Here is a 21,449-nt window from a genome sequence, read left to right on the forward strand (position 1 = left end):
TCAAGGGCCGCGATCGGTGCCGCGGAATTGGGTTACGACACCATTCGAGGCGTTGGCGCGGACGGATCGCTGGTCCATACTTCGAACGCGGCTTCTGCCCGTGACGGCCATCTGCTTTTTGCGAAGGAATGCATGATGACGGCCCCCCTTTCCGACAAGGTATTCGCGGGCTCGGTCCCGCAGCTCTACGACCGGCTGATGGTGCCCATGATCTTTGCGCCGTACGCCCGTGACCTCGCGCAGCGCATCAAAGGCCATCGGCCGCGCGACCTGCTGGAAATCGCAGCCGGCACCGGGGCCGTCACATCAGTCCTGGCTGCCGAATTGCCCGATACAAATATCACCGCGACCGATCTCAACGAGCCGATGCTGGCGCAGGCGAAGACGCGCCTCGCAGGCAAGCCAAACATCCGATGGCAGCAGGCCGACGCGCTGTCACTGCCGTTTGGCGATGCCAGCTTCGATATCGTCGCCTGCCAGTTCGGCGCAATGTTCTTTCCCGACCGCGTCAAGGGTTACGCCGAGGCGCGGCGTATGATCAGGTCCGGCGGACACTATTTCTTCAACGTCTGGGACAGGATCGAGGAGAATGATTTCGCCGACGTGATGCAGCAGACGATGTTCAAGGTATTTCCCAACGACCCGCCGCAATTCATGGCGCGGACACCGCACGGCTATCACGATCCCGAGCGCATTCGCGCCGATCTGACCGCTGCAGGCTTTCGCGACATCGCCATCGAGGTGGTCACCCTTCGCAGTCCCGCGGCTTCACCAGAGGATGTCGCCATCGCCTATTGCCAGGGCACACCGATGCGCGGCGAGATCGAGGCGCAGGGCCAACCGACGCTCGAGGCTGCAACACAGCGCGTGGCTGAGGCGCTGGCGCGGCGCTTCGGCAACGGTCCTCTCGACGGCAAGATTCAGGCGCTGGTGATCTCGGCCGCTTAGACCGTCGGCAGGAACGCGAACCGCTCGCCTGCCCCGCGCAGGTTCAAAAGGTCTGATGTGCCGTCATCGGCCTGTACGCTGCCGACGCGCGCCGAGATCGGCCCGCGGCCGCACGCTTTGATCATGTCCGCAACGATATCTTCGGGGCCGGCGAACACCGCCTCGACGCTGCCATCACGACGGTTGCGGACCCAGCCTTCGAGACCGCGTGCATTGGCGTTTTCGTGAACCCAAGCGCGATAGCCGACGCCCTGGACGCGTCCAGTGATCGTAACGTGGCGGATCACGCCGCTCACTTCTTCAAGCCGAGGAATTCGCCGCTGCGCGCCTTGGTCTCCGCCTCGCGCATCACGCGGCTGGTGAGTTCGGACGAAGCGATACCCTTGAGGTTCTTCGGCGAGGTGCCTTCGCGCAGCGCCTTCAACGTCTCGTAGACCGCCTGGGTCGCGGCCGCGAACGGCGCGTGGCCCTGCAACGCGATCCTGACGCGTTGGCTTGCCAGATAGTCCAGCGCGGTCATCTCTTCCGGCGCGCCGCCGAGCACGATCGGCAGCGAGGTCGCGGCCGACAATGCCTCCAGTTCGCCACGCGATTTGATGCCGGTGAAGAACAGGCCATCGACGCCCACTGCCTGGTAGGCCCGCGCGCGTGCGATCGCATCGTCGAGATTGGTGATCGAGACGGCGCCGGTCCGGCCCAGGATGACGAGCGACGGATCGCTGCGGCCGTCGAGCGCGGCCTTCATCTTGCCGACGCCCTCCTCGAGCGAGATCAGATGCGTCTTGCCCTCGCCGAACGCCTGCGGCAGCAGCGTGTCCTCGATGGTGAGTCCGGCGGCACCTGCGGCTTCCACCTCCTGGACGGTGCGGCGGACATTGAGCGCGTTGCCGTAGCCGTGATCGGCATCGACCAGCACCGGCAGCGTCGATGCGCGCGACATCCGCCGGATCTGCTCGGCGAACTCAGTCAGTGTGATCAGCGCAATGTCGGGATCGCCGAGCACGGCGAGCGAGGCGACCGAGCCGCCGAACATGCCGAGCTCGAAGCCGAGGTCCTCCGCAATCCGGATCGAGGTCGCGTCGTAGACAGAGCCCGGACAAATGCAGGTCGATCCGTTGAGGATGGATCGCAGTGCTTCGCGGCGTTTGCGGAAAGCCATAAGGACACCCTTTCTCAACGTCATTCCGGGGCGATGCAAAGCATCGAACCCGGAATCTCGAGATTCCCCGATGCGCAACGCATCTGAGGTTCGCGCGTGCCGCATCGCCCCGGAATGACGGTGCTATGCGAACTCCAGGATCAGCGCATCGACCGCAAGCGTGGCGCCGGCGGCGGCGTGGATCTTCTTCACCGTGCCGTCGCGCTCCGCGCGCAGCACGTTCTGCATCTTCATGGCTTCCACGACCGCCAAGGTCTCGCCGGCCTTGACCTCCTGGCCCTCGGTCACCGCGATCGAGACCACGAGGCCCGGCATCGGGCACAGCAGCTTCTTGCCGGTGTCGGCCGCCGAGACCACCGGCATCAGCTGCGCCGAGGTCGCCTCGGTCTCGGTGAAGACATAGACCGGCACCTCAAAACCCTGATGCGCGAGGCGGAAGCCGTTGTTGATCGCCCGCACCTGCACGGCGACGAAGTTGCCGTCGATGGTGCCCTGCCAGACCGGCTCGCCCGGCACCCAGCTCGACACCAGATTGTGCGGATTGCCAGGCAGCCCGTCGTCGCCGATGAAGCGCACCGCAATGGCGTCGGCCTCGCGCGCGACGTCGAGCGCGATCTCGGTCCGCTCGAGCCAGACCGCGCGGCGGCGCTCGCGGAGCACCACGCGGCCGCCCATCTGGCCGGAGATCTGCCGCTTGCGCTCGCCGAGCACATGATCGATGGCGGCACCCACGGCCGCCAGTCGCCGCGCGATCTCGCCCTCGGGCGCGCGCGCGGAAAATCCCTTGGGGAATTCCTCAGCGATGAAGCCGGTCGAGAGCCGGCCCTCGCGCCAGCGCGGATGGTTCATCAAGGCCGATAGGAACGGAATGTTGTGCCTGATGCCGTCGACATAGAAGGCGTCGAGCGCAGTCGCCTGCGCCTCGATCGCGGCGGCGCGCGACGGAGCATGGGTGACGAGCTTGGCGATCATCGGATCGTAGTGGATCGAGATCTCGCCGCCCTCCTGCACGCCGGTGTCGTTGCGGATAGTGATGCCGTCATGGCTGGCTTCGGCCGGCGGACGGTATTTCACCAGACGGCCGATCGAGGGCAGGAAGTTGCGGAACGGGTCCTCGGCATAGACGCGGGATTCCACCGCCCAGCCGGTCAGGGTGACGTCCTTCTGCGCGATCGCGAGCTTTTCGCCGGCGGCGACGCGGATCATCTGCTCGACGAGGTCGATGCCGGTGATCAACTCAGTGACGGGATGCTCGACCTGCAGGCGGGTGTTCATCTCCAGGAAGTAGAAGCTCTTGTCCTGGCCGGCGACGAATTCCACGGTGCCCGCCGAATCGTAGTTCACCGCCTTGGCCAGCGCGACGGCCTGCTCGCCCATCTTGCGGCGGGTCTGCTCGTCGAGCAGCGGCGACGGCGCCTCCTCGATGACCTTCTGGTTGCGGCGCTGGATCGAGCACTCGCGCTCGCCGAGATAGATCACATTGCCATGCTTGTCGCCGAGGATCTGGATCTCGATGTGCCGGGGATCGACGATGAACTTCTCGATGAAGACGCGGTCGTCGCCGAACGACGATTTCGCTTCGGCCTTGGCGAGGTTGAAGCCTTCGGCGACCTCGGCCTTGGAATGCGCGATGCGCATGCCCTTGCCGCCGCCGCCGGCCGAAGCCTTGATCATCACCGGATAGCCGATCTCGTCGGCGATCTGGACCGCGTGCTTGTCGTCCTCGATGACGCCGAGATGACCGGGCACGGTCGAGACCTTCGCCTTCGCGGCGGCCTTCTTGGATTCGATCTTGTCGCCCATCGCGGCGATGGCGCCGGGGTTCGGGCCGATGAAGACGATGCCGGCCGCTTCCAGCGCGCGCGGAAACGCTTCGCGCTCGGACAGGAAGCCGTAGCCGGGATGCACGGCCTGTGCGCCGGTCTTGCGGCAGGCCTCGACGATCTTGTCGATCAACAGATAGCTCTCGGCCGCGGCGGGCGGGCCGATCAGCACGGCCTCGTCTGCCATCTCGACATGCAGCGCGTCGCGGTCGGCCTCGGAGTAGACGGCAACCGTCTCAATTCCCATACGGCGCGCAGTCTTGATGACCCGGCAGGCGATCTCGCCGCGGTTGGCGATCAGGATTCGTTTGAACATGCTCTTCTTGCTTGGGCTTCTTCGGAATTGGGCTTTGGCAGGATTTCCTCCCCGCGCAATCCGGCACGGGCGTAACCACTCCGTTGGTACAGCAAATTACCCCGGAGGCAACGGTCTAATGCGATCCCTGCCGGCGCTTGGCCGATCCTTGGCGGTAGCCCGAGGGGGACTTCAGCCCGAATAGGTCTTGAAGCGGCCGCGGGAATGGGCCTTGGCAACGGCTTTCATCAGCTCGCTGACCTCATTCTCCAGAAATTCATTGGCCACGATCAACGCCCGGATGGTCGCGCGCAGATTCCCGCCGCAGGCGGAAATGGCCTGCTCGACAGCCGCTTCCAGCCCGTCATCGTCGTCAGATTCGGGCCGTGCAGACATCATGATGTATCCGGGATTCAAGCGGCGCATCATGTTCCCATTTTGTTCTCATCAAGTCAATCGGATCTTTGATCGGATGCCGCCACTTCGGCGGCCTGTTTCTTCCGCCGCCAGCGCGCGAGACATTGCAGGGTCCAGATGTCGGTCACGACGTCGACGATGACGTTGATGATGAACTCGGCCATGTCAGCATCCCTTCAATGACAATGGACCTCCGTTCTACGCCGCGGAAAGCCGGCCAGGATGTGACGGCGCGCACGCACCGTTCGCGAACAGTCCTTGGTTGGATCGTACCGGCCTGTGCTAGAAGTCCGGTTGCCCGCCAAAGATCTGAAGTGAGAAAATGCGGTTTCGAAATCCGGTCATCACGACGCTTCTCCTGACATGCCTGTCCGCGAACCCCGTCCCGTCTGCGACGGCCGGCCCCGCGGTCACCGCGGTCATCAAGGACGCCGGCACTGTTCAGCTCGGCAACACGACCTATCGGCTCGACGGCGTCGACGCGCCGGCGGTCGACCAGCTCTGCATCGACGAGCACGCCGACGTCTGGACCTGCGGAATGGAAGCGCGCGACCAGCTCACCAAGCTGATCGACGGCAAGCCTGTTCACTGCGACGATATCGGCGTCGATCCGAGCTTCAAGAAGCGCCGCCTCGGCGTCTGCAAGATCGAGGGCGACCCGACGAGCCTCAGTCAGGTGCTGGTGCAGAAGGGCTACGCTCTCAATCTTGAGGGGTCGGCCACCGGCCGATTCAAGCCGGATGAAGCCACGGCCAAGGACAACCGCGCCGGGCTGTGGAAGGGCTGCTTCGTGGCGCCGCGCGATTTCCGCACCGCCAGGAAGGATGGCGCCCTGTTCGGCAACGCCTGCCCGGCCGATCGCGACACCCAGATCCGCGACGCGCTCTTCCCCGCCGACCTGCCGATGCCGGCGAGTTGCAACATCAAGGGCAAGTACGCGGTGCGCGCCCGCGTCACCGGCAATATCGGCATCTATCATTTGCAGGCGTGCCGCAGTTATCCGGGCCTCGGCAATCCGGATCGCTGGTTCTGCTCCGAAGAGGATGCGCAGGCCGCCGGGTTCCGCAGGGCCTATAATTGCCGTCCGCCCAAGAACAAGTAATGCGCAAGTGATGGCAAGTGACGAGCAAGTGAGCGCCGTAAATCACGCTGGCAAAGCCGCCTCGTCCTGTGTGAGACTGCGCCAAGAGGTTGCCGGCGCGAATGACCCCACCCGATCCCTCTGATGTGCTTCCCGAAGCTGCGGCAGCCGAACGGCTGCGGCAGCACCTCGAGGAGATCGCGCGCGAACGCGATCGCGCGCATCGCGAGCTTCAGGAGCGCGAGGCCGAGCTGGCGCGGATCCAGCGCATTGCGCGGGTCGGCGGGCTCGAGATCGATTTCCGCGACGGCGTGCGCAACCGCCGCTCTCCCGAATATCTGCTGGTGCACGGCCTGCCGCCCGAGGAGGTCAACGAGACCTATGAAAACTGGGTCGCGCGCATCCACCCCGACGATCGCGAACGCACGATCAAGCACCTGTTCGAAGTACTCAAGGCCGGCGGCGAGGATTACACGGCCGAGTACCGCATCATCCGCCCGAACGACGGCGAGAGTCGTTGGATCCGCGTCGTCGCCAAGATCGAGCGCGACCGTAGCGGCCGCGCGCTGCGGCTGGTCGGCGCCGATCTCGATGTCACCGATCAGATGCTGGCGCAGGAAACCTTGCGCGAGAGCGAGGAACGCTTCCGCCTGATCGCCGACAGCGCGCCGGTCCCGATCTGGGTGACCAAGCTCGACCGCACCCGCTCCTTCGCCAACCAGGCCTATCTCGACTTCCTCGGACTGCCGTTCGAGGAAGCGATCGTGTTCGACTGGCGCAAGGCGCTGCATCCAGACGACCTGCCGCAGATCCTGCAGGAGCAGATCACCGGCGAATTGTCGCTCAAGCCGTTCGTGCTCGAGGCACGCTACCGGAACGCCAAGGGCGACTGGCGCTGGCTGCGTTCGGAGTCGCAGCCGCGCTGGGACCCCAACGGCAAGCATATCGGCTTCATCGGCGTCGCCCACGACATCACCGCGGCCAAGGAAGCCGAGATCGAGCTGCGCAAGCTCAACGAATCGCTGGAGCGGCGCATCCTCGAGCGCACCGCCCAGCTCGAGTCCCGCGAGGCGCAGACGCGCGCGATCCTGGAAACCAGCCATCAATATCAGATGCTGCTCAACCGCGATGGCGGCCTGCTCTACACCAACCAGACTGCGCTGGCCGGCATCCGCGCCGAGGCCACTGACGTCGTCGGCAAGCCGTTCTGGGACACGCCGTGGTTCACTGCGACCGACGGCGTGCCGCGGGTGATCCAGAATGCGTTTGCGACCGCGATGCGCGGCGAAGAGGTCAAGATCGAGCTGCAGCTGCAGCTGCCGATCGGCGAGCGCTATTTCGATTTCGCGATGCGGCCGCTGCAGGACCAGCACGGCACGATCGTCGGCGCCGTGCCCGAGGCCGTCGACATCACCGAGCGGCGCCTCGGCGAGGAAGCCCTGCGGCAATCGCAGAAGATGGAAGCGGTCGGCCAGCTCACCGGCGGCGTGGCGCACGACTTCAACAACCTGCTCACCATCATCCGCTCCGCGACCGACTTCCTGCGCCGCCGCGAGCTGCCCGACGAGCGGCGCCGCCGCTATATCGACGCGATCGCCGAGACCGTCGAGCGCGCCTCCAAGCTGACCGCGCAGCTGTTGGCGTTCGCGCGCAGGCAACCGCTCAATCCCGAAGTGTTCAATGTCGGGACCCAGGTCGATAGCGTGACGCAGCTGATCCGCCCGCTGGTCGGCGCGCGGATCCACATCGAGGTCAGGATCGAGGACCCCGACTGCTTTGCGATCGCCGATATCGGCCAGTTCGAGACCGCGATGATCAATCTTGCAGTCAATGGCCGCGATGCCATGAACGGCGAAGGCCAGCTGACGATCGGCGTCAGGAAGGTCAAGCACATCCCTGCCCTGCGCGCGCAGGCCTCGCGCAGCGGCGACTTCGTCACGGTCTCGATCCAGGATACCGGCACCGGCATCTCGCCGGAAAACCTCGACGCGATCTTCGAACCATTTTTCACAACCAAGGAGGTCGGCAAGGGAACGGGCCTCGGGTTGAGCCAGGCCTTCGGCTTCGTCAAGCAATCCGACGGCGACATCGAGGTCACCTCTACGCCGGGGCAAGGCGCGACCTTCACGATCTATCTGCCGCAGGCGATGCGCCCGGTCGACGCCAAGGTCGCGACCAGCACGGGTACCGAGCAGGCCTCGATCGGCCGCGGCTATCGCGTCCTCGTGGTCGAGGACAACGACGATGTCGGCCAGTTTTCCACCGAGCTGCTCGAGGATCTCGGCTATTCGGTCAAGCGCGCAGCGAATGCCAACGCCGCGCTGTCGATCCTCACCGAGAACGAGTTCGCCGCCGACCTCGTGTTCTCCGACGTGATCATGCCCGGCATGAACGGCGTCGAGCTGGCCGGCGTCATCCGCGATCGCTTTCCCGGCCTGCCGGTGGTGCTGACCAGCGGCTACAGCAACGTGCTCGCCGAGAATGCGCATAGCGGCTTCGAACTGATCCAGAAGCCCTATTCGGTCGAGGCGCTGTCGCGCACGCTCCGCAAAGCGATCGCCGAGCAGCGGGCGACCGCCTCCAAGCCCTGACCTAACGTCCAGCGCGCGCTACTCGATCACCACATGCGCGACGCCGAGCTGCAGGATGCCGAGCGCACGGGCCGCGGTGGTCGACACATCGATGATCCGTCCGCGAATGAACGGGCCACGGTCGTTGACGCGGCAGCGGATCGATTTGCCGTGATAGGACACGATGATCATGCTGCCGAACGGCCGCCTGCGATGCGCGCAGGTCATCTCGCCGCTTCTGCCGATGCCATGATAATAGGACGCAAGGCCACTCTCTGCGTTCGCCATGCACGAGGTAAACAGCAGCATGGCCGCGGACGTTATTGCGGTCTTCATTGATTGCCTGCCGGTCGAGCCCCGCATTGGAACGCGGTTCCACGATTTCGGTTCCGCGTCAGGCGCATCTGCAGGTCGATTTTTTGGAACTTTTCGGCTGGAAGCTTACGGCGGCCGAGTTCCCTGCAATGGAATCGGCGCCCCCTCAGGCGGCGTCCTCGACCCCTTCGCCCGCAAGCAGCGTCCGAACGTCCTGCGCGGGAACCGGCTTGCTGAACAGATAGCCCTGCATCTGCGTACAGCCGAGCATCTGCACGGTGTCGCGCTGCTGATCAGTCTCGACGCCTTCGGCTGTCGTGATCATGTTGCGGTCGGCGGCGATCGAAACCACCGCGCGGATGATCGAGGCCGAGCCCGAGTTGCGGGTGACTTCCTTGACGAAGCTGCGGTCGATCTTGATCTTGTCGAACGGGAAGCGCTGCAGATATTGCAGCGACGAGTAGCCGGTGCCGAAATCGTCGAGCGCGATATGAACGCCGAGCGCACGGAGTTGGCCGAGCGTGACCAGCGCCGCGTCGTCATCGGCGATCAGCACCGCCTCGGTGATCTCGAGCTCGAGCCGGCGCGGGTCGAGCCCGCTCTCGGCCAGCGCGCTCGCAACCTTGAGCGCCAGCGTCTCCGACTTGAACTGGATCGGCGAGACGTTGACCGCGAGGCGCACATGCGCCGGCCAGGCTGCCGCCTCGATGCAGGCGGTACGCAACACCCACTGCCCGATCTCCTCGATCAGCCCGGTCTCCTCGGCAAGCGGGATGAACTCCGCCGGCGAGATCATGCCGCGCACCGGATGACGCCAGCGCAGCAGCGCCTCGCAACCGGTCACCTCATCGCTGCGCAGATCGACCAGCGGCTGATAGTGCAGTTCGAAGCCGCCCTCGGCCAGCGCGGTGCGCAGATCGGATTCCAGCGCGCGCCGCAGATTGGCCTGCTTCTCCATCGCCGGGTCGAAGAAGCGATAGGTCCTGCGGCCGGCCGCCTTGGCCGCGTACATGGCGAGGTCGGCGCATTTGAGCAGGCCGAACAAATCGGAGCCGTGGCGCGGGGCGATCGCAATCCCGATGCTGGCATCGCTCGACAGCCAATGGCCGAGGCAGTCGAACGGCGTACGCAGCGACTGATAGACCCGCGCCACCAGATCGCTGACGTCGTCGTCCGAGGTGATGTCATGCTGGACGATCGCGAACTCATCGCCGCCGAGGCGTGCGATGAAGTCGTTCAATCCGACCGACTGGCGCAGCTTCTCGGCCACGCGCCGCAGGAATTCGTCGCCGATCAGATGGCCCAGCGTGTCGTTGATCCGCTTGAACTCGTCGATGTCGATGTAGTGGATCGCGAATTCGCGGACGATGGTCTCGCGCAACAATTCTTCGGCGTGGCGCTGGAACAGCGTCCGGTTGGGCAGATTGGTCAGGGCATCGTAGTGCGCGAGATACTCGATCCGCGCCTGCGCGCGACGCCCGTCGGTGACGTCCTCGAGTGTGGTGGCCCAGCCGCCATCCGGCGCACGCTTGTAGATCAGACGGATACTGCGGCCGTCGGGCGTCATGATCACGGAGTCCCGGATCTCGTCACCCCTGGGATTGGTGAAGCGGGCGCAATATTCATCAACGTCGCCGACGAATGAACCGATCGCCTGGCGATGCAGGATCAGGTCGCGCAGATGGCACCCGGGCCTCACGACATCGGCCGACAGGCCGAACATGTCGATGTATTGCTGGTTGCAGATCACGAGCCGCGCCGAGGCGTCGAACAGCAGCAGCCCCTGCGTCATGGTGTTGATCGCGGTGTCGAGGTGCTGGCTCTTCTCCGACAGCCGCCGCTGCGCCGCGTCGTGCTGCCGTTGCAACTGACGGACGATCTGGAAGATCGTCATGACGACAATCAGCACCGCAAGCACCGCGGCGCAGAACTGCAGCTTGGTCTGGGCACGCCAGTCCTCCAGCGCGCTGGAGGTCTTGGTGGTGGCAAGGATCATGATCGGAAAGTGCGACAGCGATCGCACCGCGCCGACATTCTCCTCGCCTGAGGCGCCGACGAACCGGCCCGACGTGTTGCCGCCGAGGCCGATGACCTTCCGAAACAACGGCTGGTCGCTGATGTTGCGGCCGACCACGCCGGCATCCTGCGGATAGCGCGCGATGATCGTGCCGTCGCGATGGATCATCGAGATCACGGTGTCGCCGTTCAGCGCCAGCGAGGCCACGAAATCCTCGAAATGGCTGGGTTCGACACCGCGGCTCGCAAAGCCGATGATCTCGCCGTTGCGTCCGGTGATCTTGCGCGCAAAGATCGTGGTCCAGTTGCCGGTCACCTTGCTCATCGCGGGTTCGACGATCACGGGCGATGTCGGCCGCCCCGAGGTGAACTCCTGGAAATAGCGCCGGTCCGCAATGCTGATATCGGGCACCGGCCACATCTCGGACGAGTTGATCAGCCACCCCTTGGCATTGAACAGATTGAGCCCGCCGACATGCGGCAGCGCCGCCAGCCGCGTGCGCAGCATCTCGTGCGCGCTCAGGAGCGACATATTCTTCTCGAACTGGTCGGCAGTCTCGACCTGCTCCGACCGCAGATAATTCAACACGTCGTCGTGGACGTGCTGGAGGTCGCTGAGCTGCTGGTCGAAATGCCGCGAGAGCAGCAGTGCGGTGTTGTTGAGCTCGCGTTCGGACGTCTCCAGCGTGCGCTCGCGAAACTGCAGCGCGAGATAGCCGGTGCCAAGCGCAATCGCGAGCACCAGCAGCGCGGCACTCAGGACGAGCCACTGAATGGCGCCGAACCTGGCCGCACGCAACACACCTTTGATCGACAGCCGCCGGTGTTCCGGCATCATGCTGTTCGTTGAGACAACCGACATTTTCCTGCCCCTGCGCGTGCCCTTCTACGGGAACACAACCCAAGGGGTCGTTAGGAAAATCAGTTATCGGACGGTTAAGGCGGATACACACATGAACGCGAGCGGCAGGAAGATCGTCAGGAGGCTGCCGCCGGCGCCGCCGTCTCCTTCAGGCTGCACTCGATTAACGCGCCCTCGATGGTGAATTTCGAGAATGGTGACATCGGGGTCACGGCCTTGAGCGCAGCGAAGAATTGCGCGTCACCGGGGCTCTTCAGGAGAAACCTGATGTGGTTGGCCGACAGCGCATCACGCGACAGCCAGACGACGCCGGAGAACAGCGCAACAAGCATCTGCGCATAATCGCCGATAGCAGCGAGGCCGAGATCGTAGATCGGAGACACATTGACGAAACGCGCGCTGAGCGCCGGCGCCGAATATCGGCTCATCAGGAGACGCCTGATCTGGCAGACCGCATGGACCCGTTCGCCATCGGTCAGGTGATACAGCCCCTGACCGTCGCCCTCCCTCGCCGTCAGCGCCTCAAACGCGCTCATGCCGCCGAAGGTGGCAAAGTCCTCTCCGACGCCTTCAGCGTCCTTCTTCCATTGTGCCTTGATCTGACGCCAGGACCGCTCAGGATCCTTGAGTGGCAAAAGCCGCATGGTTAAGGGGCTGTTAGCGCGGAGGGAAGTCGTCGTGGGATAATATGTCGCAGGCATTAAGCCTTTGCTTACGGCGGTAGCCGGTTGCGCCGACGCCGCGGCTGCCCTGGCTGCCCCTTAGCGCTGCGTAGCCCGGATGGAGCGAAGCGCAATCCGGGGAGCTGTATCAGCGGTCGGCGCGCTCCCGGATTTCGCTGTGCTTCATCCGGGCTACCAGAACTTTTTGGCCGCTTGGCGTTGATGTGTTCGGCCGCCGCGGACTCACAACGGCGACGTGAACATGCATGCGCTTCATGGGACAGCCCCCTTCGGGCGGCGACGCTGCATGGACATTCCATCCCAAGCGCGCTCAGATATCAACATTGTTGCAACAGGAGTTCTACTTGCGGAATGGATGCGCTGACGCTGTTCGGATTGTTCGCCGTGACCATGATGCTCGTCTGCTACGCGGCCGAAGATCGCAGCCCCTGGTTCATCCTGATCTTCGCGGTCTCGTGCGCGCTGGGCTCCGCCTACGGTTTCCTGCAGGGCGCCTGGCCGTTCGGCCTGGTTGAAGCAATCTGGGCCGTCGTCGCGGCGCGCCGATGGCTGATGCGCCGATCCGCGGACAGCGTGTAACGTTATAGTATCCACGGCCAATCTGTCGCGGCGCCGAACTTGAATGCGCGCGCTTGCGGCGCTAAGTAGGCCGCATGGCCGCTTCGCGCACCATGATTCAGTCTTCCGCTCATGCAACGAGGCCGCGCCGCTGGCGCAGCCTGCTTGCGGGACTGATCTCGCTTGCGCTGGTGCTGTCGTTCTTCCACGGCTGGACCTCCGACCGTGATGACGACGCAGCTCCCGTCGCCTCGATCGCACAGTCGATCAACGACACCGGCGGCAAGGCTCCGGCGCATCCGGCCTCGCTTCACGGTGATCATTGCCTGACGCACGTCGCCTCGGTGACCCCGCAGGAGACCGCGTTCCCCATCGCCTATGCGCCGCATAGCTATGGCGACAGCCGCATCGAGCTGCCGGCGTCGGCCGATCGCCTCTCTCCATTCAAACCACCCCGCGCCTGATCCGGTCGGCATGACCGGCCGTGTGCCGCTGCCATCAGGCCGCGCGCACGCTTCCGCACAGATCGATGTCGCGACAGCGCATGGCCATCCGCCTGCGCTGCGGAGAGGCGCATATGAAACGGGTTGTTCTATTCTTCGCCGGCATGGCCGCCGGCATTACATTGGTCGTTCTGGCGGCCGGATGGATCGGCTGGCCGGTCAAGTTCCCGGCCACGACGCAGGAAACTGCGACCGCGAGTCCAGAGAAAGCCGAGGCCGAGCATGAGGCCCCCGGACATATCGAGCTGAGCGAAGATCAGATTCGCGAGGCCGGCATCACGCTGACGCAGGCCGGCGGCGGCATGCTGAAGCGGCATTTCCTTGCGCCGGGATCGCTGATCCCCGACGCCGACCATATCGGCCGCGTCTCGGTGCGCGTGCTTGCGACCGTCACGGAACTGCGCAAGCGCCTCGGCGACGTCGTCGAGAAGGGCGAAATCGTCGCAGCGATCGAGAGCCGCGAGGTCGCCGACGCCAAGAGCGAATACCTCGCCGCACGACTCACCAACGATCTGCAGCAGACCCTCTACGCGCGGCAAAAGACGCTGGTCGAGACCCGCATCGTGTCAGAAAACGAATTCCTGCGCACGCGGCTGACCGCGAACGACGCCCAGATCAAGCTCGACGGCGCGCGGCAGAAACTGTTCGCGCTCGGCCTGTCGGAAAGCGAGATCGCCGACCTGCCCAACCAGCCCCCCGAAAGCCTGCGAACCCAGTTCCTGCGTGCGCCGATCAGCGGCCGGGTCTCCGAACGCCGTGTCGATCTCGGCGGATTGATCGGACGCGAGGGCCAGGAAAGCGAGCTCTATGTCATCGTCAATCTCGACGATATCTGGGTCGAACTGGCGGTTTCACCCGAGGACATCAACGCAGTCCGCGAAGGTGTTTCGGTGAAGATCCGCGCCATCGGCACCGAGGATGAAGCCAGCGCCGGCGTGATCTTCGTCAGCCCCCTGCTCGACCGCGAGACCCGCAACGCCCGGGTGATCGCCACCATGCCCAACAGGGATCACCGCTGGAAGCCGGGCACCTTCGTCACCGCGGAGGTGCCGCTGTCCGGCGCGCCGTCGACCGTCATCGTGTCGAAGAAGGCGCTTCAAACCATCAAGGGAACGCCGACCGTGTTCGTGCGCGATGCCGACGGCTTCGAGGCAAGGTCCGTGCGGACCGGCCGCGAGGACGACGACGATATCGAGATCGTTTCGGGTCTCGCCGCCGGCGAGACCATCGCGGTGCAGAACACCTTCACGCTGAAGGCGGAGGTCGAAAAGGACGAGGCGGAGCACGGCCATGATTGAGCGCATCATCGGTCTTGCGATCCAGCGGCGCTGGGTTGTCGTCACCCTGGCGGCAATCCTGATGTTCCTCGGCGGCCTCGCATTGACGAAGCTGCCGATCGACGCGGTGCCCGACATCACCAACAAGCAGGTCCAGATCAACACCGTGGCGCCGGCGCTGTCGCCGGCCGAGATCGAGAAGCAGATCACCTTCCCGATCGAAACGGCGCTTGCCGGCGCGCCGGGGCTGGAGAGCACGCGCTCGCTCTCCCGTAACGGCTTCTCGCAGATCACGGCGGTGTTCAGCGAAGCAACCGACATCTATTTCGCCCGCCAGCAGGTCGGCGAGCGCCTGACCGAAGTCCGCGCGCGCCTGCCGCAGGGCATCGAGCCGCGGATCGGGCCGACCTCGACCGGTCTTGGCGAAATCTACATGTGGACCGTGCATTACTCCGGCGAGACCGTGCAGAGCGACGGCGCGCCGGGCCTGCAAAGCGACGGCCGTTTCCTCACGGCGGACGGCCAAACGTTGCAAAGCGAGGTCGAGAAGGACGCCTATCTGCGCACGGTGCAGGACTGGATCATCAAGCCGCAGATCAAGATGGTGCCCGGTGTCGCCGGCGTCGATTCAATCGGCGGCTACCTCAAGCAGTACCAGGTGCATCCCGATGCGGCGAAACTGATCGCGCTGGGTCTGACCTTTGCCGACGTTGCCAAGGCGATCGAAACCAACAATGTCAGCCGCGGTGCGCGCTATATCGAGCGCAACGGCGAAGGCTTCGTGGTCCGCTCCGGCGGCCGCCTGGAGAACATCGAGGAGTTAGGTGCCGTCGTCGTCACCACCCGCGGCGGCGTCCCGGTCCGGATCCGCGACCTCGCGACGCTCTCGATCGGCGGCGAAACGCGCACCGGCAGCGCCAGCGAGAACGGCCGCGAGGTCGTGGTCGGCACCGCGCTGATGCTGATCGGCGCCAACAGCCGCACCGTGTCGGCCGCGGTCGACGCCAAGCTGCGGGCGATCACGCCGTCCCTGCCGGCCGGCGTCAAGGTCGAGACGGTGCTGGATCGTACCCAGCTGGTTGATGCGACCATCGGCACGGTGGCGCGGAACCTCTCCGAAGGCGCGCTGCTCGTGATCGCAGTGCTGTTCGTGCTGCTCGGCAATTTCCGGGCGGCATTGATCACGGCGCTGGTGATCCCGATAGCGATGCTGATGACCGCGATCGGCATGTGGCAAGGCCGCATCAGCGCCAATCTGATGAGCCTCGGTGCGCTGGACTTCGGCCTGATCGTCGACGGCGCCGTCATCATCACCGAGAACAGCCTGCGTCATCTCGCCGAGAAGCAGCACGCGCTCGGCCGCGTGCTGACGCGCGACGAACGGCTGGCGACGGTGCGGGCGTCCGCTGTCGAGATGGTACAGCCGAGCCTTTACGGCCAGGCCATCATCCTGCTGGTCTATCTGCCGCTGCTCACCTTCACCGGCGTCGAAGGCAAGATGTTCGAGCCGATGGCGCTGACCGTGATCCTCGCGCTCGCCTCAGCCTTCGTGCTGTCGCTGACGCTGGTCCCCGCGCTGATCGCGATCGGCATCACCGGTCGGGTCCAGGAAAAGGAGAACTGGCTCGTTGCCGCGTTGAAGCGCTGGTACAGCCCGCTACTCCGGCGCGCGGTTGCAACGCCCCTGCCCGTTATCGCGGCGGCGGTCGTGCTGTTCGCCGCCGCCCTGTTCGGGTTCTTCCGCCTCGGCCAGGAGTTCATCCCCTCGCTCGACGAGAAGAACATCGCCATGCATGCGCTCCGGATTCCGAGCACGGCGCTGTCGCAGTCCCAGGCGATGCAGCTGTCGGTCGAGAAGGCGGTCAGCCACTTTCCGCAGGTGTCGTTCGTATTCTCCAAGACCGGCACCGCCGAGGTGGCAAGCGACCCGATGCCGCCGAACGCGTCCGACACCTTCATCATCCTCAAGCCCCGCGCGCGGTGGCCGGATCCATCGCTGACCAAGGAGCAGCTGATCGAGGACATCTCGAAGGCGGTCGGCCGGCTGCCCGGCAACGTCTATGAATTCACCCAGCCGATCCAGATGCGCTTCAACGAACTCCTCGCCGGCGTTCGCGGCGACATCGCGGTGAAGGTGTTCGGCGACGAGTTCGAGCCGATGCAGAAGGCCGCCAACCAGATCGCAGCCGTGCTGCGCGGCGTACGCGGCGCGACCGACGTCAAGGTCGAGCAGGCCGGCGGGCTGCCCGTGCTCGAGATCAAGGTCGACAAGGCGGCGATCGCCCGGCGCGGCCTCAGTGTCTCCGAGGTCCAGGACGTGATCGGTGCCGCGGTCGGCGGCCAGGACGCCGGTGTCGTCTACGAGGGCGATCGCAGCTTCGACATCGTGGTGCGGTTACCGGAGAGCGTGCGCTCCGATCTCGAGGCGCTGAGCAATTTGCCGGTCGCCTTGCCGAAGGCAACGCCGAGTTCGCCGGTGCAGAGCTTGCCGCTCAACCGCGTCGCGCAATTCTCCTTCACCGAAGGGCCGAACCAGATCAGCCGCGAGAACGGCAAGCGTCGCATCGTGGTGACCGCCAATGTCCGCGGCCGCGATCTCGGCTCTGTGGTCGAGGAAGCGCAGGCCAAGGTCGTGCAATCCGTGGCGCTGCCGCCCGGCTACTGGATGACCTGGGGCGGCCAGTCCGAGAATCTCGCCGCGGCGCGCCAGCGCCTTGCCGTCGTGGTGCCGGCCTGTTTTGCGATGATCTTCCTGTTGCTGCTGGCGGCGATGGGCGCGGTGCGCGATGCGCTATTGGTGTTCAGCGCCGTGCCGCTGGCGCTGACTGGCGGCATCGCGACGCTATGGCTGCGCGGCATGCCGTTCTCGATCTCGGCCGCAGTCGGCTTCATTGCGCTGTCCGGCGTTGCGGTGCTGAACGGGCTCGTGATGCTGAGTTTCGTCAGGCAATTGCGCGAGCAAGGCGTACCGATGCGGGAAGCCATCGAGCAAGGCGCCCTCACCCGCTTCCGGCCCGTGGTGATGACCGCGCTGGTGGCTTCACTCGGTTTCGTACCGATGGCATTCGCCACCGGTACCGGCGCCGAGGTGCAGAAGCCGCTCGCCACCGTCGTGATCGGCGGCCTGATCAGCGCGACCCTGCTGACGCTTGCCGTGCTGCCCGCGCTCTATGCAAGGTACGGGCATGCCGGCAGCGCTGCGCGCAACGAGACATCAGCGATTCAGCCTGCGGAATGACCGCGCGCTGGCCGGCAGTCCGCGCGAAAAAACGGCAGTTACAGCGCCGAACCAGCGCTGTAACATTTCTGTCATATGGCAAAACTAAACGAAGGCAGCGGCGGGCTGCCGCAGGGCTTCATCAGGGGGAGTAACAAAATGCGCCGTGCCATTACATTGTTGTCCGCGAGCATGATCGCGCTTTCAGCCGGCGCCGCCTCCGCGCAAAATGCAAAACCCCGCAACCTGATCCTGTTCGTCCCCGACGGCTTGCGCGGCGGCATCGTGACGCCGCAGACGGCCCCCGCGATGGCCCAGATCCGCGACAAGGGCGTCCACTTCAAGAACTCGCACTCGCTGTTCCCGACCTTCACGATGGCGAACAGCTCGGCGCTGTCGACCGGCCACTATCTCGGCGACACCGGCACGTTCTCCAACACGATCTTTACCGGCTACACCTCGGTGCCCGCCGGCGACACCGTGGTGCCATTCATCGAGAACGACGCCGTGCTCGCCGACATCGACGATCACTTCAATGGCGACTACCTCAACGAGGAGACGCTGCTGAAGATGGCTCGCGGCCAGGGTTTTAGCACCGCCGCCATCGGCAAGGTCGGCCCGACCCTGCTGTTCGATCACACCGATCGTGGCAAGAACACGATCGTGGTCGACGATTCCACCGGCGGCAAGACCGGCGTGCCGCTCTCCGACGAGATGAAGGACGCGCTGACCAAGGCCGGCCTGCCGCTCGCGACGCCGAGCCGCGGCGACAACGCCAAGGCAGGCGATGCCAAGACGCCCGGCACCACGGTCGCCAACATCGCGCAACAGGCCTACATGGCCGATGTCGCGACCAAGGTCGTGCTGCCGATGTTCAAGGCGCGCAACAAACCGTTCGTGCTGGTGTTCTGGTCGCGCGATCCGGACGGCAGCCAGCACAACACCGGCGACAGCCTCAACACCATCACCCCCGGCATCAACGGCCCGACCTCGATGGCCGGCATCAAGAATGCCGACAACAACCTCGCCCAGCTCCGCAAGGCGCTCGACGAGCTCGGGCTGTCCGCCACCACCAACATCATGGTCTCCTCCGATCACGGCTTCTCGACGATCTCGAAGGAGAGCAAGACCAGCTCCTCGGCCAAGATCGCCTACGACGACACGCCGAAGGATTTCCTGCCGATGGGCTTCCTGGCGATCGATCTCGCCAAGGCGCTGAACCTGCCGCTGTTCGACCCCAACGACAAGAATGCCAAGGTCGCCGACAACGCCCATCCGAAGGCCGGCAACGGCGTGCTCGGCCAGGACCCGGCCAAGCCTGACGTCGTGGTCGCGACCAATGGCGGCTCGGACCTGATCTACCTGCCGAACCGCGACAAGAAGCTCGCCGACCGCGTGATCAAGGCGCTGCTCGAGCAGGACTATGTCAGCGGCCTGTTCGTCGATGACAAGCTCGGCACCTTCCCCGGCACGCTGCCGATGTCGAATCTCAACCTGAAGGGCAAGGCAGTGACGCCGAACCCGTCGATCGTGGTCAACTTCCGCTCCTGGTCGAGCGGCTGCGAGATCCCGACCAACTGCTCGGTGCAGATCGCCGACACCGTGCTGCGTCAGGGCCAGGGCATGCATGGCAGCTTCAGCCGTGGCGACACCTACAACTTCACCGCGGCGATCGGCCCCGACTTCAAGGCGGGCTATGTCGATCCGCTGCCGGTCAGCAATGCCGATGTCGGCATGACCGCCGCCCAGCTGCTCGGCCTGCGCACCCCGAACAATGGCGGGTTGATCGGCCGGGTGATGTCGGAAGCGCTGCCGAACGGCATCGTGCCGAAGATGGCCGAGGGCACCCTCATGTCGAAAAAGCCGTCCGCCAACGGCCTGCGCACCGTGCTGAAATTCCAGCGCGTGCTCTCGACCCGCTATTTCGACGTCGCCGGGTTCCCGGGGCGGACGCTCGGGCTCGAGGAGACCGACGGCAAACAGAAAACGGCGGGGAAGTGATCCCCGCCGCTCTCGCCTGAAGCCTTTTCGTTCGGGACGATGCACGCATCATCCCCGGTGATCACATCACCTGGGATGAAGGTCACATCATCCCGATGTCGAACACGTTGGGCAGCTGGGTCGCGAGCGGCAGCGCGGCCGCGCCGACCAGCGTCGCCACCATCGCCGCGAGCGCACGGCCGGTGCGGCGCTGACCGCGCATCCGGCCGGCGATCCACTCCAGAACCTTGGTGTCGATCTTCGTTCCCTGGGTCGGCGCCCAGCGATCGATCTCGGTGTCCGCCGACAGCGCCACCGTGCGCGGCGGCACCGGCAGGCCGGACTCGGACGCGGCGTGGTGGGCGATCGCCTTGGCGAGCAGATCGTCGAACCGGCCGCCATCGCTGCGCTCGGCAGCCGCCTCGTTGATCGCGAGCAGCGCCTCGATCTCGGCCCGGCTGACCGGCTGATGCTCGACCGCGGCCGCCGTCAGGATGCGCGCGCACCAGGCAGCGTCATCGGCATCGAGTGACCGGGAGAAATGGATACGGCCCTTGGTGGTCGGGCCTTCGCCTGTGATGACCCCGTCGCGCACGATGGTCAGCGCATGGGCGGCGGTCTTGCGGCAGGACGGATGCAACGCACCGCTGAGAGCCTCAGCGGTCTTGGTACTTGGGGTAGACATTGTGGGAGCTTTCAATTCCTATCTCAGGCCAGCTTTTCCATGCGGGCGTAAACGAGTGGTTAATGATTCGGAACTTGAGTTCCGAGATTTTTAGATGGTTGCTATTTGGTCGCTTTGGAAGCTGTCACGGTTCAGTCCTATAGCAGCCGGGGCCGGCGTGATGACGGCGATAAGCGGCTTTATCTGGGCATTTCCAAGCTTTTGTGCCGCATCTGATATTTCGTCGCACAGGATTGGATCAAAACAAGTTGCATGGAATTCCGCGCTCAAGGAGAAATGTTTCACCTTTTTTCAGAACCCGTTCACTTAAGCCTTTTCCAGTCCTATACTGGAACAGACCACCTCAAATACAAATTTTGCAGCAACTTCAAAGCGATGAGGTAAAATCATGGCACTTCAGATTGGCGCCGTCGCCCCCGACTTCGAAGCCGAGACCACCGAAGGAAAGATCAAGTTCCACGACTGGATCGGCAGCAGCTGGGTGCTTTTATTCTCCCATCCCAAGGACTTCACCCCCGTCTGCACCACCGAGCTCGGCGCACTCGCCCGCCTGAAGCCGGAATTCGACAAACGCGGCGTCAAGCTGATGGGCCTGTCGGTCGATCCGGTCGACCGCCACGCCAAATGGTCGGAGGACATCAAGGAAACCCAGGGCGCCGCGCCGAACTATCCGATGATCGGCGATACCGACTTCAACGTGTCGAAGCTGTACGACATGCTGCCGGCCTCGACCTCGGGCGATCCCCTCACCCGCACCGCCGCCGACAACCAGACCGTCCGCAACGTGTTCGTGATCGGACCGGACAAGAAGATCAAGCTCGTGATGGTCTATCCGATGACCACCGGCCGGAACTTTCAGGAGATCCTGCGCTCGATCGACTCGCTGCAGATGACCGCCAAGCATCGCGTCGCCACGCCTGCCGACTGGAAGCAGGGCGAGGACGTGATCATCGCGGGCTCGGTCAGCGACGACGAGGCCAAGACGATCTACCCGCAGGGCTGGAAGGCGCCGAAGCCCTACATCCGCATCGTGCCGCAGCCGAAGTAACGGCAGGTACGC

At 64.8% G+C, this 21,449-nt stretch carries 18 protein-coding genes; 9 read left to right on the forward strand and 9 right to left on the reverse strand.

Annotated elements, in window-relative coordinates; translation table 11 throughout:
* The first annotated feature begins 135 nt into the window (after positions 1–135).
* On the forward strand, positions 136–948 hold the full coding sequence (locus QDT69_RS10845) for a class I SAM-dependent methyltransferase (RefSeq protein ID WP_279706557.1): 813 nt from the start codon (positions 136–138) through the stop codon (positions 946–948).
* Here the strand turns inward: QDT69_RS10845 and QDT69_RS10850 are convergent.
* The 5 genes from QDT69_RS10850 to QDT69_RS10870 all read right to left on the reverse strand — a co-directional run bounded on the left by QDT69_RS10850 (position 945) and on the right by QDT69_RS10870 (position 4,806).
* Positions 945–1,244 (reverse strand): acylphosphatase, encoded by a 300-nt coding sequence (locus tag QDT69_RS10850; protein WP_279706558.1) that lies wholly within the window; start codon positions 1,242–1,244, stop codon positions 945–947. The genes QDT69_RS10845 and QDT69_RS10850 overlap by 4 nt on opposite strands.
* A complete protein-coding gene (locus tag QDT69_RS10855; protein WP_279706559.1) occupies positions 1,241–2,107 on the reverse strand; it encodes an isocitrate lyase/PEP mutase family protein in 867 nt (288 codons plus the stop codon). Before QDT69_RS10855 ends, QDT69_RS10850 begins: the two co-directional genes overlap by 4 nt.
* A 123-nt stretch (positions 2,108–2,230) precedes the next feature.
* Entirely contained in the window at positions 2,231–4,246 is a 2,016-nt protein-coding gene (locus tag QDT69_RS10860) for an acetyl/propionyl/methylcrotonyl-CoA carboxylase subunit alpha (protein WP_279706560.1), read from the reverse strand.
* A 171-nt stretch (positions 4,247–4,417) separates the two neighbouring features.
* Entirely contained in the window at positions 4,418–4,624 is a 207-nt protein-coding gene (locus tag QDT69_RS10865; RefSeq protein ID WP_279706681.1) for a hypothetical protein, read from the reverse strand.
* A 53-nt stretch (positions 4,625–4,677) separates the two neighbouring features.
* The gene (locus QDT69_RS10870; RefSeq protein WP_279706561.1) at positions 4,678–4,806 is read right to left on the reverse strand and encodes a hypothetical protein; all 129 of its coding nucleotides are present in this window, start codon (positions 4,804–4,806) and stop codon (positions 4,678–4,680) included.
* Positions 4,807–4,964: 158 nt separating this feature from the next.
* Between QDT69_RS10870 and QDT69_RS10875 the strand changes: the two genes are divergently transcribed.
* Positions 4,965–5,744 (forward strand): thermonuclease family protein, encoded by a 780-nt coding sequence (locus QDT69_RS10875; protein WP_279706562.1) that lies wholly within the window; start codon positions 4,965–4,967, stop codon positions 5,742–5,744.
* Positions 5,745–5,845: 101 nt separating this feature from the next.
* Positions 5,846–8,314: a PAS domain-containing protein gene (locus QDT69_RS10880; RefSeq protein ID WP_279706563.1), complete on the forward strand. Its 2,469-nt coding sequence runs from the start codon at positions 5,846–5,848 to the stop codon at positions 8,312–8,314.
* Between the two features lie 18 nt (positions 8,315–8,332).
* Here QDT69_RS10880 and QDT69_RS10885 read toward each other — a convergent pair whose 3' ends face one another.
* From QDT69_RS10885 to QDT69_RS10895, 3 genes are all read right to left on the reverse strand, one after another.
* Positions 8,333–8,629, reverse strand: coding sequence for a septal ring lytic transglycosylase RlpA family protein (locus QDT69_RS10885; protein WP_279706564.1), 297 nt, complete (start codon positions 8,627–8,629; stop codon positions 8,333–8,335).
* A 145-nt stretch (positions 8,630–8,774) separates the two neighbouring features.
* A complete protein-coding gene (locus QDT69_RS10890; RefSeq protein ID WP_279706565.1) occupies positions 8,775–11,486 on the reverse strand; it encodes an EAL domain-containing protein in 2,712 nt (903 codons plus the stop codon).
* A gap of 116 nt (positions 11,487–11,602) precedes the next feature.
* A complete protein-coding gene (locus tag QDT69_RS10895; RefSeq protein ID WP_279706566.1) occupies positions 11,603–12,130 on the reverse strand; it encodes a hypothetical protein in 528 nt (175 codons plus the stop codon).
* 390 nt (positions 12,131–12,520) lie between these two features.
* Here QDT69_RS10895 and QDT69_RS10900 point away from each other — a divergent pair, with 390 nt between their 5' ends.
* From QDT69_RS10900 to QDT69_RS10920, 5 genes are all read left to right on the forward strand, one after another.
* Positions 12,521–12,748, forward strand: coding sequence for a hypothetical protein (locus QDT69_RS10900; RefSeq protein WP_279706567.1), 228 nt, complete (start codon positions 12,521–12,523; stop codon positions 12,746–12,748).
* Between the two features lie 74 nt (positions 12,749–12,822).
* Positions 12,823–13,191, forward strand: coding sequence for a hypothetical protein (locus tag QDT69_RS10905; protein WP_279706568.1), 369 nt, complete (start codon positions 12,823–12,825; stop codon positions 13,189–13,191).
* Between the two features lie 113 nt (positions 13,192–13,304).
* Complete coding sequence (locus QDT69_RS10910; protein WP_279706569.1) at positions 13,305–14,528, forward strand: efflux RND transporter periplasmic adaptor subunit; 1,224 nt, start codon at positions 13,305–13,307, stop codon at positions 14,526–14,528.
* The gene (locus tag QDT69_RS10915; protein ID WP_279706570.1) at positions 14,521–17,745 is read left to right on the forward strand and encodes a CusA/CzcA family heavy metal efflux RND transporter; all 3,225 of its coding nucleotides are present in this window, start codon (positions 14,521–14,523) and stop codon (positions 17,743–17,745) included. Before QDT69_RS10910 ends, QDT69_RS10915 begins: the two co-directional genes overlap by 8 nt.
* Before the next feature lie 138 nt (positions 17,746–17,883).
* Positions 17,884–19,725 (forward strand): alkaline phosphatase family protein, encoded by a 1,842-nt coding sequence (locus QDT69_RS10920; protein WP_279706571.1) that lies wholly within the window; start codon positions 17,884–17,886, stop codon positions 19,723–19,725.
* A gap of 82 nt (positions 19,726–19,807) precedes the next feature.
* On the opposite strand, the gene QDT69_RS10925 is transcribed toward QDT69_RS10920, so the two are convergent.
* Entirely contained in the window at positions 19,808–20,389 is a 582-nt protein-coding gene (locus tag QDT69_RS10925; protein ID WP_279706572.1) for a hypothetical protein, read from the reverse strand.
* A 388-nt stretch (positions 20,390–20,777) separates the two neighbouring features.
* Here QDT69_RS10925 and QDT69_RS10930 point away from each other — a divergent pair, with 388 nt between their 5' ends.
* A complete protein-coding gene (locus QDT69_RS10930; RefSeq protein WP_074128706.1) occupies positions 20,778–21,437 on the forward strand; it encodes a peroxiredoxin in 660 nt (219 codons plus the stop codon).
* The last annotated feature ends 12 nt before the right edge of the window (positions 21,438–21,449 follow it).

The sequence above is a fragment of the Bradyrhizobium sp. CER78 genome, from assembly GCF_029846235.1.
GTDB lineage: Bacteria > Pseudomonadota > Alphaproteobacteria > Rhizobiales > Xanthobacteraceae > Bradyrhizobium.